The sequence below is a fragment of the Cupriavidus sp. IK-TO18 genome, assembly GCF_015549295.1.
Classification (GTDB): Bacteria; Pseudomonadota; Gammaproteobacteria; order Burkholderiales; family Burkholderiaceae; genus Cupriavidus; species Cupriavidus oxalaticus_A.
In genome coordinates, this window is sequence record NZ_JADGMP010000040.1 from 1 (window position 1) to 19,235 (window position 19,235).

18 protein-coding genes and 2 riboswitches are annotated in these 19,235 nt (G+C 68.3%); of the genes, 13 read left to right on the forward strand and 5 right to left on the reverse strand.

The features are described 5' to 3' along the window. A partial coding sequence (locus tag IPF36_RS34425) for a hypothetical protein (RefSeq protein WP_218959753.1) occupies positions 1–236 on the reverse strand: 236 nt, incomplete at its 3' end. Here IPF36_RS34425 and IPF36_RS29920 point away from each other — a divergent pair. Then, entirely contained in the window at positions 235–1,179 is a 945-nt protein-coding gene (locus IPF36_RS29920; protein ID WP_195431836.1) for a Kdo hydroxylase family protein, read from the forward strand. The genes IPF36_RS34425 and IPF36_RS29920 overlap by 2 nt on opposite strands. A 261-nt stretch (positions 1,180–1,440) precedes the next feature. Next, on the forward strand, positions 1,441–3,120 hold the full coding sequence (locus tag IPF36_RS29925; protein WP_135704239.1) for a GMC family oxidoreductase: 1,680 nt from the start codon (positions 1,441–1,443) through the stop codon (positions 3,118–3,120). Between the two features lie 22 nt (positions 3,121–3,142). Here the strand turns inward: IPF36_RS29925 and IPF36_RS29930 are convergent, their stop codons facing one another. Beyond that, entirely contained in the window at positions 3,143–4,813 is a 1,671-nt protein-coding gene (locus tag IPF36_RS29930) for an acyl-CoA dehydrogenase family protein (RefSeq protein ID WP_195431838.1), read from the reverse strand. Between the two features lie 212 nt (positions 4,814–5,025). Further along, a riboswitch (TPP riboswitch) is annotated at positions 5,026–5,127 on the forward strand. Positions 5,128–5,228: 101 nt separating this feature from the next. Between IPF36_RS29930 and thiC the strand changes: the two genes are divergently transcribed. The 6 genes from thiC (at position 5,229) to IPF36_RS29960 (ending at position 11,272) form a co-directional block, all read left to right on the forward strand. After that, positions 5,229–7,109, forward strand: coding sequence for a phosphomethylpyrimidine synthase ThiC (gene thiC / locus IPF36_RS29935; protein ID WP_133098165.1), 1,881 nt, complete (start codon positions 5,229–5,231; stop codon positions 7,107–7,109). 142 nt (positions 7,110–7,251) lie between these two features. Next, positions 7,252–8,442 (forward strand): FAD-dependent oxidoreductase, encoded by a 1,191-nt coding sequence (locus IPF36_RS29940; RefSeq protein ID WP_133098166.1) that lies wholly within the window; start codon positions 7,252–7,254, stop codon positions 8,440–8,442. A 12-nt stretch (positions 8,443–8,454) separates the two neighbouring features. Next, positions 8,455–8,652, forward strand: a complete 198-nt coding sequence (gene thiS / locus IPF36_RS29945; protein WP_029047356.1) for a sulfur carrier protein ThiS — start codon at positions 8,455–8,457, stop codon at positions 8,650–8,652. A gap of 4 nt (positions 8,653–8,656) precedes the next feature. Then, positions 8,657–9,499 (forward strand): thiazole synthase, encoded by an 843-nt coding sequence (locus tag IPF36_RS29950; protein ID WP_133098167.1) that lies wholly within the window; start codon positions 8,657–8,659, stop codon positions 9,497–9,499. Further along, on the forward strand, positions 9,496–10,629 hold the full coding sequence (locus IPF36_RS29955; protein ID WP_133098168.1) for a thiamine phosphate synthase: 1,134 nt from the start codon (positions 9,496–9,498) through the stop codon (positions 10,627–10,629). Before IPF36_RS29950 ends, IPF36_RS29955 begins: the two co-directional genes overlap by 4 nt. A gap of 193 nt (positions 10,630–10,822) precedes the next feature. After that, the gene (locus IPF36_RS29960; RefSeq protein ID WP_063241153.1) at positions 10,823–11,272 is read left to right on the forward strand and encodes a PaaI family thioesterase; all 450 of its coding nucleotides are present in this window, start codon (positions 10,823–10,825) and stop codon (positions 11,270–11,272) included. A gap of 34 nt (positions 11,273–11,306) precedes the next feature. On the opposite strand, the gene IPF36_RS29965 is transcribed toward IPF36_RS29960, so the two are convergent. Next, positions 11,307–11,741 carry a PGDYG domain-containing protein gene (locus IPF36_RS29965; protein ID WP_133098169.1) on the reverse strand — a complete coding sequence of 145 codons (435 nt, stop codon included), beginning with the start codon at positions 11,739–11,741 and terminating at the stop codon, positions 11,307–11,309. Positions 11,742–11,748: 7 nt separating this feature from the next. Beyond that, positions 11,749–12,585, reverse strand: a complete 837-nt coding sequence (gene thiD / locus IPF36_RS29970; RefSeq protein WP_167884580.1) for a bifunctional hydroxymethylpyrimidine kinase/phosphomethylpyrimidine kinase — start codon at positions 12,583–12,585, stop codon at positions 11,749–11,751. A gap of 58 nt (positions 12,586–12,643) precedes the next feature. Then, positions 12,644–12,736, forward strand: a riboswitch (S-adenosyl-L-homocysteine riboswitch). A gap of 118 nt (positions 12,737–12,854) precedes the next feature. On the opposite strand from thiD, the gene ahcY reads away from it, so the two are divergent. From ahcY to IPF36_RS29990, 4 genes are all read left to right on the forward strand, one after another. Continuing rightward, complete coding sequence (gene ahcY, locus IPF36_RS29975; RefSeq protein WP_133098171.1) at positions 12,855–14,273, forward strand: adenosylhomocysteinase; 1,419 nt, start codon at positions 12,855–12,857, stop codon at positions 14,271–14,273. Positions 14,274–14,355: 82 nt separating this feature from the next. Continuing rightward, a complete protein-coding gene (locus IPF36_RS29980; protein ID WP_133098172.1) occupies positions 14,356–14,706 on the forward strand; it encodes a phage holin family protein in 351 nt (116 codons plus the stop codon). Between the two features lie 40 nt (positions 14,707–14,746). Next, positions 14,747–15,577: a methylenetetrahydrofolate reductase [NAD(P)H] gene (metF, locus tag IPF36_RS29985; protein ID WP_133098173.1), complete on the forward strand. Its 831-nt coding sequence runs from the start codon at positions 14,747–14,749 to the stop codon at positions 15,575–15,577. Positions 15,578–15,739: 162 nt separating this feature from the next. Further along, positions 15,740–16,483, forward strand: coding sequence for a Mut7-C RNAse domain-containing protein (locus IPF36_RS29990; protein WP_135704247.1), 744 nt, complete (start codon positions 15,740–15,742; stop codon positions 16,481–16,483). A 39-nt stretch (positions 16,484–16,522) separates the two neighbouring features. On the opposite strand, the gene IPF36_RS29995 is transcribed toward IPF36_RS29990, so the two are convergent. After that, positions 16,523–17,128 carry a 5-formyltetrahydrofolate cyclo-ligase gene (locus IPF36_RS29995; RefSeq protein WP_133098175.1) on the reverse strand — a complete coding sequence of 202 codons (606 nt, stop codon included), beginning with the start codon at positions 17,126–17,128 and terminating at the stop codon, positions 16,523–16,525. A 108-nt stretch (positions 17,129–17,236) separates the two neighbouring features. Between IPF36_RS29995 and IPF36_RS30000 the strand changes: the two genes are divergently transcribed. Beyond that, the gene (locus IPF36_RS30000; RefSeq protein WP_135704251.1) at positions 17,237–19,192 is read left to right on the forward strand and encodes a lytic transglycosylase domain-containing protein; all 1,956 of its coding nucleotides are present in this window, start codon (positions 17,237–17,239) and stop codon (positions 19,190–19,192) included. Positions 19,193–19,235 lie beyond the last annotated feature (43 nt).

The window sequence follows — 19,235 nt, forward strand, 5'->3', positions numbered from 1 at the left end:
GACGCCAGCAGCAGGGGCCACGCCCAGCTCTGGGCTCGTTCAATCATCGCAGGCGGTTCAACAGCCGACAGCATGTCATCAACAGCGACAGCAGACGCTAAAACAGCCAACAGCATGTCACCAGGCCAGAAAGCCCCCGCCCCCTGCGCCCCAATCGCCACCCAAACACCCAGGTAGTAAAATCCCAACCACCACAAAATTCCTTCACGGGGGTCCCGTCCCCAGAGGACTGCCATGCCCGCAGCACCAGCCATTTCCAATGCCACCGCGCCGACCCGCTCCGCGTCGGGAGGCAGCCTCGACCTGATCCGCCCACAGCCCTACACCAACTGGGCCCCCCAGGTCACCCCCGAGGAACGCGCCACCCTTCGCCGCGAGCTGGAGCAGGGCGCGGTGCTGTATTTCCCCAACCTGAAATTCCACTTCGAACCCGGCGAGGAACGCTTCCTCGACGCCCGTTATTCCGACGGCAAATCCAAGAACATCAACCTCCGCGCCAACGACACCGCGGTGCGCGGCGCGCAGGGCACCCAGCAGGACCTGTCCGACCTCTACACGCTGATCCGCCGCTATGCCGACAACAGCGAGTCGCTGATCCGCACGCTGTTCCCCGAATACATTCCCCACATGACCCGCGCCGGCACCTCGCTGCGTCCCAGCGAGATCGCCGGCCGCCCGGTCAGCTGGCGCAAGGACGACACCCGCCTGCACGTCGATTCCTTCCCCTCCAACCCGATGCTGGGCAAGCGCCTGCTGCGCGTGTTCCATAACATCGACCCGGCCGCGCCGCGCGTGTGGCGCGTGGGCGAGCCATTCGGTGATTTCGCGCAGAAGTTCGTGCCGAAGACACACGGCATGTGGCCGGGACAGGCGGCGCTGATGAAGCTGCTGCATATCACCAAGCGCAAGCGCTCGGAATACGACCACCGCATGCTGCAGCTCCACGACCTGGCCAAGGCCGACCTGGACTACCAGCGCGACGTGCCCCAGCAGGAATTCCATTTCCCGCCCGGTTCGACCTGGATTGTCTTCAGCGACCAGTTGCTGCACGCCGCCATGCGCGGGCGCGCGATGATGGAGCAGACCATCTATCTTGAGCCGCAGGCGATCTCCGACCACACTCACTCGCCCGAGGCCGTGCTGTCGCGCATGCTCGGGCGGCCGATGCTGGTGCCCTGACCCGCAGGCCAGACGCGCAGTCGGTTGCAACACCCCGGGGCATCGGGATGGCGCGCCGGCTGCCGCGCGCATCACTTGAAGGCCAGCCAGGGCCATTGATGCCTGTTCCTCCATCGGCATGACAACCGCCCGCCCGGACCACCAACGCCGGCACGCCGCAACCCTTCACCCCCGCTCAGGCTAGCGCCTACACTGAATTTCACGGCTTGCCATCCGCTGGCCCGGCTGACTCTCGCCGCCTGCGGACATGCGGGGAGACAGATGGAAACCACCTACGACTACGTCATCGTCGGCGCGGGATCGGCGGGCTGTGCGCTGGCCGGAAGGCTGGCCGACAGCGGGGACGACACCATTGCCCTGGTCGAGGCCGGCCAGCACGACCACCATGTGCTGGTACGCACACCCGCCGCGTGCGCCGCCATGCTGCCGCGCGCCAGCGCACGCAACTATGCCTACGAGACCGTGCCGCAGCCGGGACTGAATGGCCGGCGGGGCTACCAGCCGCGCGGACGCGGCCTGGGCGGCTGCTCGTCGATCAACGCGATGATCTACACGCGCGGACGGCCCGCCGACTACGACGACTGGGCCGCCGCAGGCTGCGACGGCTGGTCATGGGACGACGTGCTGCCGTATTTCCGCCGTGCGGAATGCAATGAGCGCCTGGCCGGCAGCGACGACGATCCGCTGCATGGCGGCAGCGGCCCGCTCCATGTATCGGACCTGCGCACGCCAAATCCCTTCGCCGAGCGCTTTATCGAGGCCGCGCAGCAGGCGGGCTACCTGCGCAACGATGACTTCAACGGCGAAGAGCAGGAGGGCGTGGGCTGGTACCAGGTCACGCAGCATGCGGGCGAGCGCTGGAACGCGGCGCGCGCCTACCTGCACGGCGGCAACACGCGCGACAAGGCCTGCAACGGCGGGCGCGCGCGGCTGCAGGTGCTGACCGGCACACAGGCCCTGCGCATCGTCTTCGAGGGCCGCCATGCGGCCGGCGTGCTGGTCGCGCGCGACGGCCGCCAGCAACTTCTGCGCACACGGCGCGACGTGATCGTTTGCGCCGGCACCTTCGGCTCGCCGCAATTGCTGCTGGTGTCCGGCGTGGGACCGGCGGCGCAGCTGCGCGAGCTTGGCATCGACGTGGTCCACGACCTGCCCGGCGTGGGCGCCAACCTGCAGGACCATCTCGACATCATCCTGCACAAGCGCGTGGCGGCGCCCGAGTTGTTCGGCGTGTCGTTCAGCGGCTTCATGACCCTGCTGTCGGAAATGCTGCGCTACCGGCGCGAACGCACCGGCATGCTGTCGAGCAACTTCGCCGAGGCCGGCGGCTTCATACGCAGCCGCCCCGAACTGGCCGAGCCCGACCTGCAGCTGCATTTCGTCGTCGGCATGGCCGACAACCACATGCGCCGGCTCAACTTCGGCCACGGCTACTCCTGCCACGTATGCGTGCTGCGTCCGCGCAGCCGCGGCGAGGTGCGGCTGGCATCGGCCGATATCCGCGAGGCGCCGCTGATCGACCCGCGCTACCTCAACGATGTGCGCGACCTCGACGACATGGTTGCCGGCGTGCGCATCGTGCGCCGGATCTTCGCGCAGCCGCAGCTGGCCAGCTACGGCGGGCGCGAGCTGTACTCCGCGCACCTGCGCGCCGACGGCAGCGACGATGCCGACGTGCGCGAGATGATCCGCGCACGTGCCGACACCATCTATCACCCCGTGGGCACCTGCCGCATGGGCATGGACGCGCTGGCGGTGGTCGACCCGCAGTTGCGCGTGCGCGGCGTGGAAGGGCTGCGCGTGGTCGATGCCTCGGTCATGCCGACGCTGGTCGGTGGCAACATCAACGCGCCCGCGATCATGATCGGCGAACGCGCGCATGACCTGATCCGCTACGCGCCGCGGGTGATGCTGCGCGTGCTGGAGTCGATGGAGGCGTGACGCAAGCGCCGGGTCTGCGCGGCTAGCCTTCGAAGCCGCGCGATGCCACGCGCTTCAGCAATTCGGCCTCCGCATCCAGCGTGCCGAACACGCGTCCATGCTGGCGCCCAAGCCGGCTGGCGACAAACAGCTCCGCATTCTCCGCATCGGCATGCGCCAGCATCAGCGCCGCCTGCGTGGTCAGCACCAGCCCCTGCGCAAAGCGGCGCGCGTTGGCCTCCAGGTGCTCCGGCGCTTCGCGCAGCAGCGCCTGCAGCGATGCCAGCTCGGCGCGCACCGCTGGATGGCCGCCGGCGCGGCGCTGCAGGTCCTGCAGCAGGCGCGCGCCGTCGTCGGGGTTGCGCTGGATCGCGCGCAGCACGTCCAGGCACATGATGTTGCCCGAGCCTTCCCAGATCGAGTTGACCGGCGCTTCGCGGTACAGCCGCGCCATCGGGCTTTCTTCGACGTAGCCGTTGCCGCCCCAGACTTCCATCGCCTCGCCGGTGGCCTCGATGGCGCGCTTGCAGATCCAGAACTTGGCCGCGGGCGTGACCACCCGCTTCCACGCGGCGGCGAGCGGGTCGGGGTTGTCGCCCTCGGCGTGCTCGAAGGCGTGGCCCAGTTCCATCATCAGCAGCGAGGCCGCTTCGGATTCCAGCGCCAGGTCCGCCAGCACATTGCGCATCAGCGGCTGGTCGGCCAGCAGGCGGCCGAAGGCGCTGCGGTGGCGCGTATGGTGCAGCGCCTGCACGAAGGCCGCGCGCAGGATGGCCGAGCTGCCGATCACGCAGTCGAGCCGCGTATTGGTCGCCATCTCGATGATGGTGGGGATGCCGCGTCCTTCCTCGCCGATCAGGATGCCGGTCGCGTCGCGGAACTCGACCTCGCTGCTGGAGTTGGAGCGGTTGCCGAGCTTGTCCTTCAGGCGCTGGATCTGGATCGGGTTCTTGCTGCCGTCGTCGCGGAAGCGCGGCACGAAGAAGCACGACAGCGGGCCGTCTTCGGCGCCCATGCGCGCCACCACCAGGTGCGCGTCGCACATCGGCGCCGAGAAGAACCACTTGTGCCCGGTCAGCACGTATTCCGCGCCGCGGCCTTCGCCACGCACGGCGCGCGCCACGGTGGTGTTGGCGCGCACGTCCGAGCCGCCCTGTTTCTCCGTCATGCCCATGCCGATCATGATCGCGGTCTTCTCGCGCCAGGGCAGGTCGCGCGCATCATGCTCGCTCGCATACAGGCGCGGCTCCAGCTCGGCGAACAGCGCGGTTTCCTTGCGCAGCACCGGAATGCTGGCGAGGGTCATGGTGGGCGGGCACAGCGAGCCGGACTCAACCTGCGCCTGCAGGAAGTAGCCCGCGGTGCGCGCGCTCCACACGCCCGCGCGCGGCAGCGCGAAGGGCAGGGCCTGCAATTGCTGGCTGCGCAGCAGCGACAGCAGTGCGTGCCAGCTTGGGTGGAATTCCACGGAATCGATGCGCTCGCCGGTGCGGCTGTGCGTGTGCAGCTCGGGCGTATGGCGGTTGGCGTCGGCGGCCCATTGCTGCACTTCCGGCTCGCCCAGCCGCGCGCCGAACTGCCCCAGCGCCTCGGCATGCCAGCCGCCGCCAAGCCGCTCCAGCGCGGCGCGGACGATGGGATCGCAGCCGAAGAGGTTGTAGTGCGCAAGGTCCGGCACCTGGTTGAAGACACGATGCGTGGCGGCGTCGGTCATTTTGGGAGGTCTCCTGGATCGGTTCGATGCTTGCCGTTTGCTTTGCATGGTAGAGCACCTGACACGCGTTTGAGTGCATGCTCGGCCGCTTGATGCCTGTTTTTGCGCTGCACCATGCGCGATTCGATACCTATGCGCACAGGTGTGGCACCACAAACGACGGGGAACTGGCACTGGCGCCCACCGGTGCTCTGTGCTTAAATTCACCCCGTTGGATGAAACAGGGGTGCCGTACGGATGGGCCGTGCGGCTGAGAGAGTCCCTTCGAACCCGATCCGGTTAGTACCGGCGTGGGAAGTTTCAGCAAGACCAAGCCTCTAGTCCCTCCGGGACTCGCCGCCCAGGCCACCACGCCGCCGGCAGCGCTCACAGGGCTCCTGGTTTCGTCCACCCCGCAAGAGAGAGGACGACACCCATGGCCCGTACTGCCCCCGCTGCTTCCTTCGAATCGCTCGAGAGCGACCTCGACCAGAAATTTGCCTACCCGGCTTCCAGCAAGACCTACCTGACCGGCAGCCGCCCGGATATCCGCGTGCCGCTGCGCACGATCCTGCAGACCTCCACGCGCACCGAGAAGGGCGAGATGCCCAACCCGCCGATCCCGGTGTACGACACCTCGGGCCCGTACAGCGACCCGGACGTGCATATCGACCTGAAGGCCGGCCTGCCGGCGGTGCGCGCCAAGTGGATCGAAGAGCGCGGCGACACCGAAGTGCTTCCCGGCCTGTCGTCGGAATACGGCCGCGACCGCGCCAACGACCCGGCCACCGCGCACCTGCGCTTTGCCCAGCTGACCAACCCGCGCCGCGCCAAGGCCGGTGCCAATGTGTCGCAGATGCACTATGCGCGCAAGGGCATCATCACGCCTGAAATGGAGTACGTGGCGCTGCGCGAATCGCTGAACCTGCAGGCGCTGTACGACAAGCCCGAATACAAGGCGCTGCTGCGCCAGCACCCCGGCAACGCGCTGGGCGCCGGCCTGCCGCTGCGTCCGGAAGACATCACGCCGGAATTCGTGCGCCAGGAGATCGCCTCGGGCCGCGCGATCATTCCCGCCAACATCAACCACACCGAGCTGGAGCCGATGGCGATCGGGCGCAATTTCCGCGTCAAGATCAACGGCAACCTGGGTAACTCCGCCGTGACCTCGTCGCTGGCCGAGGAAGTGGAAAAGATGGTGTGGTCGATCCGCTGGGGCGCAGACACCATCATGGACCTGTCGACCGGCAAGCACATCCACGAAACCCGTGAGTGGATCCTGCGCAACTCGCCGGTGCCCATCGGCACGGTGCCGATCTACCAGGCGCTGGACAAGACCGGCGGCATCGCCGAGGACCTGACCTGGGAGATGTTCCGCGACACGCTGATCGAGCAGGCCGAGCAGGGCGTGGACTATTTCACCATCCACGCCGGCGTGCTGCTGCGCTACGTGCCGCTGACCGCCGACCGCGTCACCGGCATCGTCTCGCGTGGCGGTTCGATCATGGCCAAGTGGTGCCTGGCGCACCACAAGGAAAACTTCCTGTACACGCACTTCGACGAGATCTGCGAGATCATGAAGGCGTACGACGTGTCGTTCAGCCTCGGCGACGGCCTGCGTCCGGGCTGCATCGCCGACTCCAACGACGATGCCCAGTTCGGCGAGCTGCGCACGCTGGGCGAGCTGACCGCCAAGGCGTGGAAGCACGACGTGCAGGTGATGATCGAAGGCCCGGGCCACGTGCCGCTGCAGCGCATCCAGGCCAATATGGACGAAGAACTCAAGCATTGCTACGAGGCGCCGTTCTACACCCTTGGACCGCTGGTGACCGACATCGCCCCCGGCTACGACCACATCACCAGCGGCATTGGCGCGGCCAATATCGGCTGGATGGGCACGGCCATGCTGTGCTACGTCACGCCCAAGGAGCACCTGGGCCTGCCGGACAAGGAAGACGTGCGCGAAGGCATCATCACCTACAAGATCGCTGCCCACGCCGCGGATCTTGCCAAGGGCTGGCCGGGCGCACAGCTGCGCGACAACGCGCTGTCCAAGGCACGCTTCGAGTTCCGCTGGGAAGACCAGTTCAACCTCGGCCTGGACCCGGAACGCGCGCGTTCGTACCACGACGCCACGCTGCCGGCAGAAGGCGCCAAGATCGCCCACTTCTGCTCGATGTGCGGGCCGAAGTTCTGCTCGATGAAGATCACGCAGGAAGTGCGCGACTACGCGGCATCGCTGCCCAAGGAAGCGCAGCAGGGCATGGAAGAAAAGTCGATCGAGTTCCTGAAGAAGGGCAGCAAGATCTACTCGTAAGGCAACGGCAGTACGGGCATGGCCTCGCAACCATGCCCGCGCATGTTCCGCCGCCGCGCAGCGCCCCGCGCGGCGGCACAGACAACAAGGAGGCCGGCGCGGCGGCATGCCCGCATGCCCATGCGCCGGCACAACATCCCTCATGACAGCAGTACAGTCGTTTGACGTCGCCATCCTTGGGGCCGGACTTGCCGGCCGCCTGGCTGCCTGGCAACTGGTGCGCAGCGGCGCCCGCGTGGCGCTGGTGGAGCGCGCCGGGCCGGACGGCGCGGGTTCGGCCGCCTACGTGGCCGCGGCCATGCTGGCGCCGCTGGCGGAATCGGCCATCGCCGAGCGCCGCATCGTCGATCTGGGCATCGCCAGCGTCGACCTGTGGCGGGCGTGGCTGGCCGAGTTGCCGGAGCCGGTGTTCTTCCAGGAGGACGGCACGCTGGTGGTCTGGCATGCGCGCGACCGCGGCGAGATGTCGCTGTTCACCAGCCGCATGCGCGCGGTGGCGCCGCCCGAGCTGGTGTCGCAGCGGCTGCGGGCGCTGGACGGCAAGGGCGTGGGCGAAGTCGAGCCGGCGCTGGCGGGCCGCTTCCCGCAGGGGCTGCTGCTGGCCGGCGAGGGCCAGCTCGACAACCGCGGCGTGCTGCGCGCGCTGCTGTCGTGCGCGGTCAGCGAGGGCGTGCATTGTGTCTGGGAAGCCGGCGAGGTAGAAGCCGACACGCTGCCGGCGCTGGGCATCCGCGCCGACGTGGTGCTGGATTGCCGCGGCCTGGGCGCGCGCGCGGCGTGGCCGTCGCAGCCCGGCGGCAGCGCGCCCGGACTGCGCGGGCTGCGCGGCGAAGTGGTGCGCGTGCATGCGCCCGACGTGAAGCTGCACCGGCCGGTGCGGCTGCTGCATCCGCGCTACCCGATCTATATTGCTCCCAAGCCCAACGACCTGTACGTGATCGGCGCGACCGAACTGGAAAGCGAGGACGATTCGCCGATGAGCGTGCGTTCCGCGCTGGAGCTGCTGTCGGCGGCGCATTCGCTGCATCCCGCTTTCGGCGAGGCGCGCGTGCTGGAACTGAACGTGCAGCGCCGCCCCACGCGGCCCGACCACCTGCCGGCGATCCGCGTCGACCAGCAGGCGCGCGTGGTGCGCGTCAACGGCCTGTACCGCCACGGCTTCCTGATCGCGCCGGCGGTGACCGAGGCCGCGTGCGCGGTCGTGGGCGCGTTGCTCAAGGGCGATCCTGCCGCCCATGCAGTGCCTGCCGCGCTGCGCTGGCCCGGCATGATCGAGGCAGTGACGGAAGCGCCGGCCGCAACGCTGCACGCGCGCACCGGGCTGCTGCACTAACGCAAGACTGACATGGAAATCCTGCTCAACGGCCGACCTCTCGCCCTTGCCGAATCCGCCACACTGGCGGATGCGGTGGTCGTGGCGAAGATCGCGCCCCCTTTTGCCGCGGCGGTCAACGGCCAGTTCGTGCCGCGCGCCGCGCATGCCAACACCCCTCTTGCGGCCGGCGACCGCATCGACCTCGTGCAACCCGTGACGGGAGGCTGACCCCATGACATTCGAACCTTCCGAAACCCTGCGCGACCCGTTCGTGCTGTATGGCGAGTCGTTCGGCTCGCGCCTGCTGCTGGGCACCGCGCGCTATCCGTCGCCGGCCACGCTTGAAGCGGCCGTGCAGGCCTGCGCGCCGGCCATGATCACCGTCGCGCTGCGCCGCCAGGGCGCGGTGGGCGACGGCGAGGGCGGCCAGGCGTTCTGGCAGATGCTCAAGGCGCTGAACGTGCCGGTGCTGCCCAACACCGCCGGCTGCTTCACCGCGCAGGAGGTCATCACCACCGCGATGATGGCGCGCGAAGTATTCGAGACACCGTGGATCAAGCTCGAACTGATCGGCGACGACTACACGCTGCAGCCCGACACGCTCAACCTGCCCGCTGTGGCCGAGACCCTGATCAAGGAAGGCTTCAAGGTGCTGCCCTACTGTACCGAGGACCTGGTGCTGTGCCGCCGGCTGCTCGACGTCGGCTGCCAGGCGCTGATGCCGTGGGCCGCGCCGATCGGCACCGGCCGGGGCGCGGTGAATCCGCATGCGATGCGCGTGCTGCGCGAGCGCCTGCCGGATACGCCGCTGATCGTCGATGCCGGCCTGGGCCTGCCGTCGCACGCGGCGCAGGTGCTGGAGTGGGGCTACGACGGCGTGCTGCTCAACACCGCGGTGGCGCAGGCCGCCTACCCCGTCAACATGGCGCGCGCGTTCGCGCAGGCCGTGGAAGCGGGCCGCACCGCGTACCTGGCCGGCCCGATGCCCGAGCGCGAGGTGGCGCAGGCCAGCACGCCGGTGGTCGGCATGCCGTTCTGGCATGCGGAGGCGGAGCAGCGGGAGCAGCGCGCATGACCCGCCGCCCCGTCCACGTTCCCAGCGACGGTCCGCTGCGTGCGGCAGTGCTGGAGCATTATGGCGAGACCTTCGGCATCGACGACAAGCCGTGGCAGGCCTGGCGCCTGGAAGACGCGCCTGAGCATCCCGGCGCGCACGATGTGCTGCTGTCCGACGGCGAAGCCACCGAAGAAGCCATTGCGCGCGTCGCCGCCAGCGGCGCCACGCTGATCGAGACCGACCGCGAGGGCGGCCGGTGGATCGACACGGTGCGCTCGCCGATGGGCACCTGGGTGTTCTCGGTTGCCGCGGACAGCGACCAGCCGCATTCGGCAGCGTTCGTCGCGGTACTGCTGGCGAGCCTGTCGCTGCATTTCCCCGCGCATGATGCGCTGGCGCTGGCGCGCGCCTGGGCGCCGGGCTCGGCCGACTGGCCGACGGATTTCGCGCGTTTCCCGCACGTGCGCCATGTCGCGCTGGTGGCGCCGGAGCAGGCCGTCGAGCCGTTCGCGCCGTGCCCCGCGCTGGGCCTGTACGTGGTCGTGCCGAGCGCGGAATGGATCGAGCGCCTGGCGCCGCTGAACGTGCCGACGGTGCAGTTGCGCTTCAAGTCCGACGATCCCGCCGCGGTGCGCGCCGAGATCGCGCGCGCGGCCAGGGCCATGCAGGGCTCGTCGTCGCGCCTGTTCATCAACGACCACTGGCAGGCGGCGATCGACTACCACGCCGCCAATGGCGCGCAGAGCGGCATCTACGGCATCCACCTCGGCCAGGAAGACCTCGACGACGCCGACCTCGACGCGATCCGTGCGTCCGGGCTGCGGCTGGGCATATCCACGCACGGTTACGCCGAGATGCTGCGCGTCGCGGCGATCCGTCCGAGCTACCTGGCGCTGGGCGCGATCTTCCCGACCACGACCAAGGTGATGCCGACCCAGCCGCAAGGCATGGGCCGTTTCCGCGCATATGCAAAGCTGATGCAGCCGGTGATCCCGTCGCTGGTCGGCATCGGCGGCGTCAATGCCACGAATATGCGCGAAGTGCTCGCCGTGGGTGTCGGCAGTGCCGCAGTGGTGCGCGCCGTTACCGAGGCCGACGACGTGCCGGCCGCGGTGGCGCATCTCGTCAGCCTGTTCCCGACCGGCTGAGCGCGCGATCACGTGCAGAGTGTGTCCGGCGGTGTGCTCCCCTCTCCTTGATAGAGGGGAGCACACCGCACCTGGTGAGGGGCATCGCGTCGCCAAGATTTGTGCGACATTCGCCCAGCCGCGGGAACCGAAGCGGACCCCGCCGCTATGATGTCGGGCAGCATTCCCCGCCAACCATCCCGCATCGCGCACCATGTCGACCCAGCTCCCCGAGATCATTCCCGCCGCTCCCGGCACGCCTGAGAAGCCCTATTTCGGCATCGATGTCCCGCTGATGCGCTATTTCGGCCTGCAGCCGGAGGTGATCGAGGAGGGCTACTGCCGCACGCGCCTGCCGGCGCACCCGCAGCTGGTGAACAGCCGCGGCGACGTGCACGGCGGCACGCTGATGGCGACGCTGGACTTCACGCTCAGCGGGGCGGCGCGCTCGCATGCGCCCACGGAAACGGGCGTGATCACCATCGACATGTCGACCCACTTCCTTGCCGCCGCGCGCGGCGAGCTGACGCTGGAAGCGCGCTGCCTGCGCCGCGGCGCGCGCATCGCCTTCTGCGAAGGCGAAGTGAAGGATGCGGCCGGCACCGTGGTGTGCGTGGCGCGGGCGGCGTTCAAGCTGGTGCCGCTGTCCAGCGGCGGCAACTGATCCCTGCCTGAACCTGCCCGAAAAACCCGGCCGCTCAGTCCTGCAGCGGCCGGTACACCTGTTCGAACCTCGCGCGCTCGGTGATGCCATAGTCGCCGGGCGCGTATTGCATCAGCCAGTCGCCCGGCTTGCCGTGCAGCACGTCGCCGCCGGCGCTGCGTTCGATGCTGAAGGCCTCGTGCATCTCGCGCGCCAGCACCGGGATCGGCTTGTTGCGATAGGCGCCGTCCTGGCCGTGCACCAGCGGCGGGATGGCGTCGTACTTGGGGTCGAAGCGGTCGCGCGACACGCACCAGCGGTCGCCGGTGCGGCTGGTGATCAGCGCATCGCCGGGCTGGTAGCGGTTGGGGCCTTCGCGGCTGACCAGCTCGCCAGCCTCGGTGGCGAATGCAACGTCGACGACTTCATGCTTGAGGTAGAAGGCGGCGTCGGGATCGCTGCGCAGATCGATATGGGTGAGCCTCTGCATCTGGCGCTCAACCCAGCGCGCGCGGCGCGAAGGCGTGGTTCAGCGGGCCGTTGCCGCTGCCAAGCCGCAGTCCCGCGCCGGCCGCGATGGCCTGCGCCACATAGTCCAGCGCCTTGCCCGCGGCATCTTCCAGCGCATCGCCACGCGCCAGCTGCGATGCGATGGCCGCTGCCAGCGTGCAGCCGGTGCCGTGCAGGTTGCGGGTATCGACGCGTGGATGCGTGAACACGCGCACAGTGCCGTCCTCGAGCATCAGCAGGTCGTCCAGCCCGCCGGCAATGCCGGCCGCGCCATCGTCTTCCAGGTGGCCGCCCTTGAGCAGCACGGCCGGGCAGCCCATCGCGATCAGGTCGGCGGCGGCCTGTTCCATGTCGGCGCGGCGCGCAATCCTGCGGCCCAGCAGGTAGGAGGCCTCGGGCAGGTTGGGCGTGACCAGCAGCGCGCGCGGGAACAGCAGCCGCACCATGGCCTGCGTGGTGGCGTCGTCGGACAGCGTCGCGCCCGAGGTCGAGATCATCACCGGGTCCACCACCAGCTTGCGGATGCCATGCCGGTCCGCCGCCGCGGCCACGGCCTCGACGATGGCGGCGGTGCCCAGCATGCCGGTCTTGGCCGCGTCCACGCCGATATCGCCGGCCACCGCGTCGATCTGCGCCGCCACCATGTCGGCCGGGATCGCATGCACGCCGGTCACGCCAAGCGTGTTCTGCGCGGTGATCGCAGTGATCGCGCTCATGCCGAAGCAGCCCAGCGCGGAGAAAGTCTTCAGGTCGGCCTGGATGCCGGCGCCGCCGCCGGAGTCGGAGCCGGCGATGGTCAGGGTGCGGGGTGGCGTTGGGATCATCTGTGAGGAAATCAAGGAGGGCCGGTGCGCAAGGCGGCCGGGCACGCTACAATACCGCCACTCCGAGGAGCGTTGCAACGGATGCGGTAGGCAAAAGTGCTACCCCATGCATCCGCCAGGCTCGGACTGTCTTCAACGGCGCTCGCTGATCCGTGGTTTCGCACGGAGGCGAGTCGACCTATCCGCCCGCTGCGCATGTGCCCGCTGCCATGCCGCCGCCCGATTTCCCGATCTCGTCACCTGCGTGCCACTCTTCACCGGAGTGAAAGATGAACGCCGTGACCGACCTGAAGCAAGACTACCTCGTCGCCGATATCAACCTGGCCGGCTGGGGCCGCAAGGAAATCGCCATTGCCGAGACCGAAATGCCCGGCCTGATGGCGATCCGCGACGAATTCGCCGCCGCGCAGCCGCTCAAGGGCGCGCGCATCGCCGGCTCGCTGCATATGACGATCCAGACCGCCGTGCTGATCGAGACGCTCCAGGCGCTGGGCGCCGACGTGCGCTGGGCCTCGTGCAACATCTTCTCGACGCAGGACCACGCCGCCGCCGCCATCGCCGCGGGCGGCACGCCGGTGTTCGCCTTCAAGGGCGAATCGCTGAAGGAATACTGGGACTTCACGCACCGCATCTTCGACTGGGCCGACGGTGGCACCCCGAACATGATCCTCGACGACGGCGGTGATGCCACGCTGCTGCTGCACCTGGGCGCGCGCGCCGAGAAGGACCAGTCGCTGATCGCCAACCCGGGCAGCGAGGAAGAAACCTACCTGTTCGCCGCGATCAAGGAAAAGCTGGCGAAGGACCCGAGCTGGTACAGCCGCAACCTGGCAGCCATCCGCGGCGTGACCGAGGAAACCACCACCGGCGTGCATCGCCTGTACCAGATGGCCCAGAAGGGCGAGCTGCGCTTTCCGGCGATCAACGTCAACGACTCCGTCACCAAGAGCAAGTTCGACAACCTGTACGGCTGCCGCGAATCGCTGGTCGACGGCATCAAGCGCGCCACGGACGTGATGATCGCCGGCAAGATCGCCATCGTGGCCGGCTACGGCGACGTGGGCAAGGGCAGCGCGCAGGCGCTGCGCGCGCTGTCGGCGCAGGTGTGGGTCACCGAGATCGACCCGATCTGCGCGCTGCAGGCCGCGATGGAAGGCTATCGCGTGGTGACCATGGACTACGCCGCCGAGCATGGCGATATCTTCGTCACCTGCACCGGCAACTACCACGTCATCACGCATGAGCACATGGCCAAGATGAAGGACCAGGCCATCGTCTGCAACATCGGCCACTTCGACAACGAGATCGACATCGCCTCGATCGAGAAGTACGAGTGGGACGAGATCAAGCCGCAGGTCGACCACGTGAAGTTCCCGGACGGGAAGAAGCTGATCATCCTGGCCAAGGGCCGCCTGGTGAACCTGGGCTGCGCCACCGGCCACCCGTCGTACGTGATGAGCAGCTCGTTCGCCAACCAGACCATCGCCCAGATCGAGCTCTGGCAGGAACGCGACAGCGGCAAGTACCCGGTCGGCGTCTACACGCTGCCCAAGCACCTGGACGAGAAGGTCGCGCGCCTGCAGCTGCGCAAGCTGAACGCGCAGCTGACCGAGCTGACCGAGCAGCAGGCCGCTTATATCGGCGTGAAGAAGGAAGGCCCGTACAAGGCGGATCACTACCGCTATTGATGCGCGCAGTGAGGTAGCAACTCCCCTCTTCCGCTTGCGGGAGAGGGAGCAATCCCGCCATTGAGCCAACCAAGGAGCCGTCATGAGACTACTGGTCGTCTGGATCATCAACGCCGTTGCGCTGTTCGTGCTGCCGTACATCATCCCGTCGATCCACATCAAGAGCTTCGGCTCGGCGATGCTGGCGGCGCTGGTGCTGGGCCTGGTCAACACGCTGATCCGTCCGATCCTGGTGATCCTGACGCTGCCGGTCACGCTGCTGACGCTGGGGCTGTTTATCTTCGTCATCAACGCGCTGCTGTTCCTGTTTGTCGGCAACCTGCTGTCGGGCTTCACGGTCGGCGGCTTCTGGGCGGCCTTGCTGGGCTCCATCCTGTACAGCGTGATCTCGTGGCTGCTGTCCAGCCTGCTGCTGGGCAACCGCGACGACTGACCTTATTTCGCGCGCCGCGCCAACGCGACGCGCCACCATCATGCAAGACCGCTACTTCAGCTTTGAATTCTTCCCGCCCAAGACGGCGGAGGGCCTGGAAAAGCTGCGCAACACGCGCGCGCAGCTGGCTCCGCTCAAGCCCAAGTACATCTCGGTGACGTTCGGCGCCGGCGGCACCACCCAGCAGGGCACGCTCGACGCCGTGCTGGAGATCCAGCGCGAAGGCATCGAGGCCGCGCCGCACCTGTCGTGCGTGGGCTCGTCGCGCGAGAGCATCCGCGCAATCCTGCAGCAGTACCGCGAAGGCGGCATCCGCCATATCGTCGCGCTGCGCGGGGACATGCCGTCGGGCATGGGCGAGATCGGCGAGTTCCGCTACGCCAACGAGCTGGTGGAGTTCATCCGTGCCGAGACCGGCGACTGGTTCAATATCGAAGTCGCAGCGTACCCGGAGTACCACCCGCAGGCGAAGTCGCCGCGCCATGACCTCGACAACTTCGTGCGCAAGGTCAAGGCCGGTGCCGACTCGGCGATCACGCAGTACTTCTACAACGCCGACGCGTACTTCCGCTTTGTCGACGACGTGCGCGCGCAGGGCGTGGAAGTGCCGATCGTGCCGGGCATCATGCCGATCACCAACTACTCGCAGCTGATGCGATTCTCCGAGATGTGCGGCGCCGAAGTGCCGCGCTGGGTGGCCAAGCGGCTGGAGAGCTTCGGCGACGACCGAGAATCGATCCGCGCCTTCGGGCTGGACGTGGTCACCGCGCTGTGCGAGCGGCTGCTCGCCGCGGGCGTGCCGGGGCTGCATTTCTACACGCTCAACGCGGCCGCCGCGACCAAGGCGATCTGGCAGCGGCTGAAGCTGTAAGGAACCCGCTGAAGAAGAGAGCGGTTTTGGGTGCTCCAAAGCGGCTCGATCTTGCCAGGCAAGGTGTTCCCCCTCTCCCCTCATGGGGAGAGGGGAGCCTGCTGCATGCGTCCGTGGTGCCACCAGCGTACTAACACGGCAAATCGGTGCCATACTCGCCCCATGGTCACCGCCACCTTCCGCTTCTACGAGGAACTGAACGACTTCCTCGCGCCGGACCAGCGCCGGCGTGACCTGCCCTGCGCGTGCGCGCGCGCCGCGACCGTCAAGCACATGATCGAGGCGCTGGGCGTGCCGCACACCGAAGTCGAGCTGATCCTGGTCAACGGCGAATCCTCCGGTTTCGAGCGCCAGCTGCGGGACGGCGACCGGGTCTCGGTCTATCCCAAGTTCGAACGCCTCGACGTCACGCCGCTGCTGCGCGTGCGCGAACATCCGCTGCGCGCGACGCATTTCGTTGCCGACGCGCATCTGGGCGGACTGGCGCACCTGCTGCGCATGACCGGCTTCGACACCCTCTACGACAACCACTTCGAGGACAGCGAGATCGAGCGCATTGCGGTCGACGAAGGCCGCATCGTGCTGACGCGCGACCGTGAACTGCTCAAGCGCCGCGGCATCACGCACGGCTGCTATGTGCGGGCGCTCAAGCCGCGCCAGCAGGTGCGCGAGATCTTCGCGCGGCTCGACCTGGCGCGCAGCGCGCGGCCGTTCTCGCTGTGCCTGGACTGCAACGTGCCGCTGCACGCGCTGGAAGCGGCCGCCGCGGCCGGGCGGGTGCCAGACGGCGTGCTCGAGCGCCACCGCAGCTTCGTCACCTGCGACCAGTGCCGGCGGGTATTCTGGGAAGGCTCGCACTGGCGCTGCATGCGCGCGCTGGTGGACGAGCTGGTGCAGGCCGGCTGAACCCGGCCGTAGCCCGCACGCTGCTGTCACCCTATCGGGCTAGAACGCCCCCGCTTCGGTAACGATCCAGTCCATCGCCACGTCATGCGGCTGCGCTGGCAGTGCGATGCGGCACGCTTCATAGCCGATGCCGATCGCCACGGGCCGCTGCGCCATTGCCGCCAGCGTGCGGTCGTAGAAGCCGCCGCCGTAGCCCAGGCGGAACTTGTCCGGGCTGAAACCGACACAGGGAATGACCAGCGCGTCGGGCGTCACGGCCTCGGTGCCGTCGGGGACCGGGATGCCATAGTGGCCCCTGGTCATCGGCGTGTCCGGGTCCCAGCGATGGAAGTCCAGCGGCGCGCCGGGCCGGCTTACCGCCGGCAGCGCCGCCTGGCGCGCGGGCACCGCCGCGAGCCATTGCGCGACCGCGCCGCGCGCGTCGAACTCCTGCTGGATCGGCCAGTAGAAGCCAAGGCAGCGCACGGCCAGGCCCGCCAGCAGCTCGGACAATGCGGCGGCGATGCGCGCATCGGCATCGTCGCGCGCGGGCAGGGCGGCACGCAAGGACAGCAGGCGCGCGCGCTGCGCGCGGCGGTCCTCCGCAAGGTCGATTGGCGAACTGCCGGAGGAGGTGGCGGCCGAGGTGGCGGAACTTGAGGACATGGCGTGGGATAATGCCCGCGTCCGAACCAACACGGACGGCGGAAGCTGCTGCGGCCCTTGCCTTGCATGGCGGCACCGGCGCCGCCGTCATCGACAAGGAAGCAAAGAATGCTGAAGGGAGTATATCTGCAGCGTGCAGGGCGGGCCGCCTGGATCGCCATGGCATGTGCACTGCTTGTCACGCCGGTCCATGCGCAGAAGCGCCCGCAGGCGCCCGTGCGCCAGCAGCAGCCGGCGGTGATCCCGAGCGATCCGGACGAGGCCTTCGCCGCGCTGCGCGAAGCGGCGCGCAAGAATGACGTAGAGCGCGCCTACGCGATCTCGGCCACGCTGGTCGACTACCCGATCCCGTCGTACGTCGAGTACTTCCGCATCAAGCCGCAGATGTTCGACGCCAGCGGCCTGGCGCGCATCGACGCGCCCGACGACCAGGTGCGCGCCTTCCTGCAGCGCTACAAGGGCCAGGCCATCGCCGACCGCATGCGCAACGACTGGCTGCTGGTGCTGGGCAAGAAGCGCGACTGGGCCAGCTTCGATGCCGAGTATCCGCAGTTCGCGCTCAAGGACGACACCCAGGTCGAATGCTATGCGCTGCTGTCGCGCGCGCTCAAGGGCCAGAACGTTGCCGCCGAGTCGCGCCAGGCGCTGAGCGATCCGCGCTATTTCGGCGAAGGTTGCGTCGACCTGATCGGCTACCTGGTGCAAAGCCAGCAGATCCAGCGCAGCGATGTGGCCTTCCACGCGCGGCTGGCGCTGGAGCAGAACTACCTCACGCTGGCCGGCAAGATCGCCGCGCTGCTGCCCGATGCACGCGTCGACGGCGACGCGCTCGCCACCATCGTCAAGATGGCGCGCACCGATCCCAACCAGGCCGTCGCCTACCTGGGTACCGTCCAGGGCACGCTGTCGCGCGACGAGCAGGGCGCCGCCTGGGGCGTGATCGGCCAGTTCGCGGGCAAGAAGCTGATGCCGGAAGCGGCCAACTACTACCGCCGCCAGATGGACCTGGGCGGCAACCAGTGGTTGTCCGACGACTCCCAGGAATGGCGCGTGCGCGCCGCGCTGCGCCAGGGCGACTGGAAGCAGGTGCGCCAGGCAGTCGAGCTGATGCGTCCCGAGCTGCGCGCCAAGGACCCGGCGTGGCTCTACTGGTACGGCCGCGCGCTCAAGGCCGAAGGCCGCGACACCGAGGCGCAGCAGAACTTCCAGCAGATCGCCGGCCAGTTCAACTTCTATGGCCAGCTCGCCAGCGAAGAACTGGGCAACCGCATCACGCTACCGGCGCGCACCGCCGTCGGCGATGCCGAAGCCAATGCCATGCGCGCGCGCGCCGGCTTCCAGCGCGCGCAGAAGTTCTACGCGATGAACATGCGCTTCGAGGGCAACCGCGAATGGAACTGGGAATTGCGCGGCATGAACGACCGCGAGCTGCTCGGCGCGGCGGAGTACGCGCGCCGTCTCGAACTGCTCGACCGCACCGTCAATACCGCTGACCGCACCCGCAACGAGCATGACTTCGAGCTGCGCTTCCTGATGCCGTACCGCGACATCATGCAGCGCGCGACCGACGATGTCGGCCTCGACATGGCGTGGGTCTACGGCCTGATCCGGCAGGAATCGCGCTTCCTGATGAACGCGCGCTCGTCCGCCGGCGCGCACGGCCTGATGCAGGTGATGCCGGCGACGGCCAAGTACGTGGCGCGCAAGATCGGCATGAACGACTTCTCGCCGCAGATGATGGGCGATCCCAACATCAACATCCTGCTCGGCACCAATTACCTGAACATGGTGCTGACCGACCTGGACAGTTCCTGGGCGCTGGCGTCGGCGGCATACAACGCCGGTCCGGGCCGGCCCAAGGCCTGGCGCAGCACGCTGGCGCGGCCCGTGGAAGGCGCGATCTTTGCAGAGACCATCCCGTTCAATGAAACGCGCGGCTATGTGAAGAATGTGCTTTCCAACGCTACGTACTATGCTGCATTGATGAGTGGCCGGCCGCAGTCGCTGAAATCGCGCCTGGGGACGGTCGCGCCGTCGCCGGTGACCACGACCAGCCTGCCCTGACGGGCACCCGACGGGACGGGCCGCTGGTGTGCCGCGCCGGGCG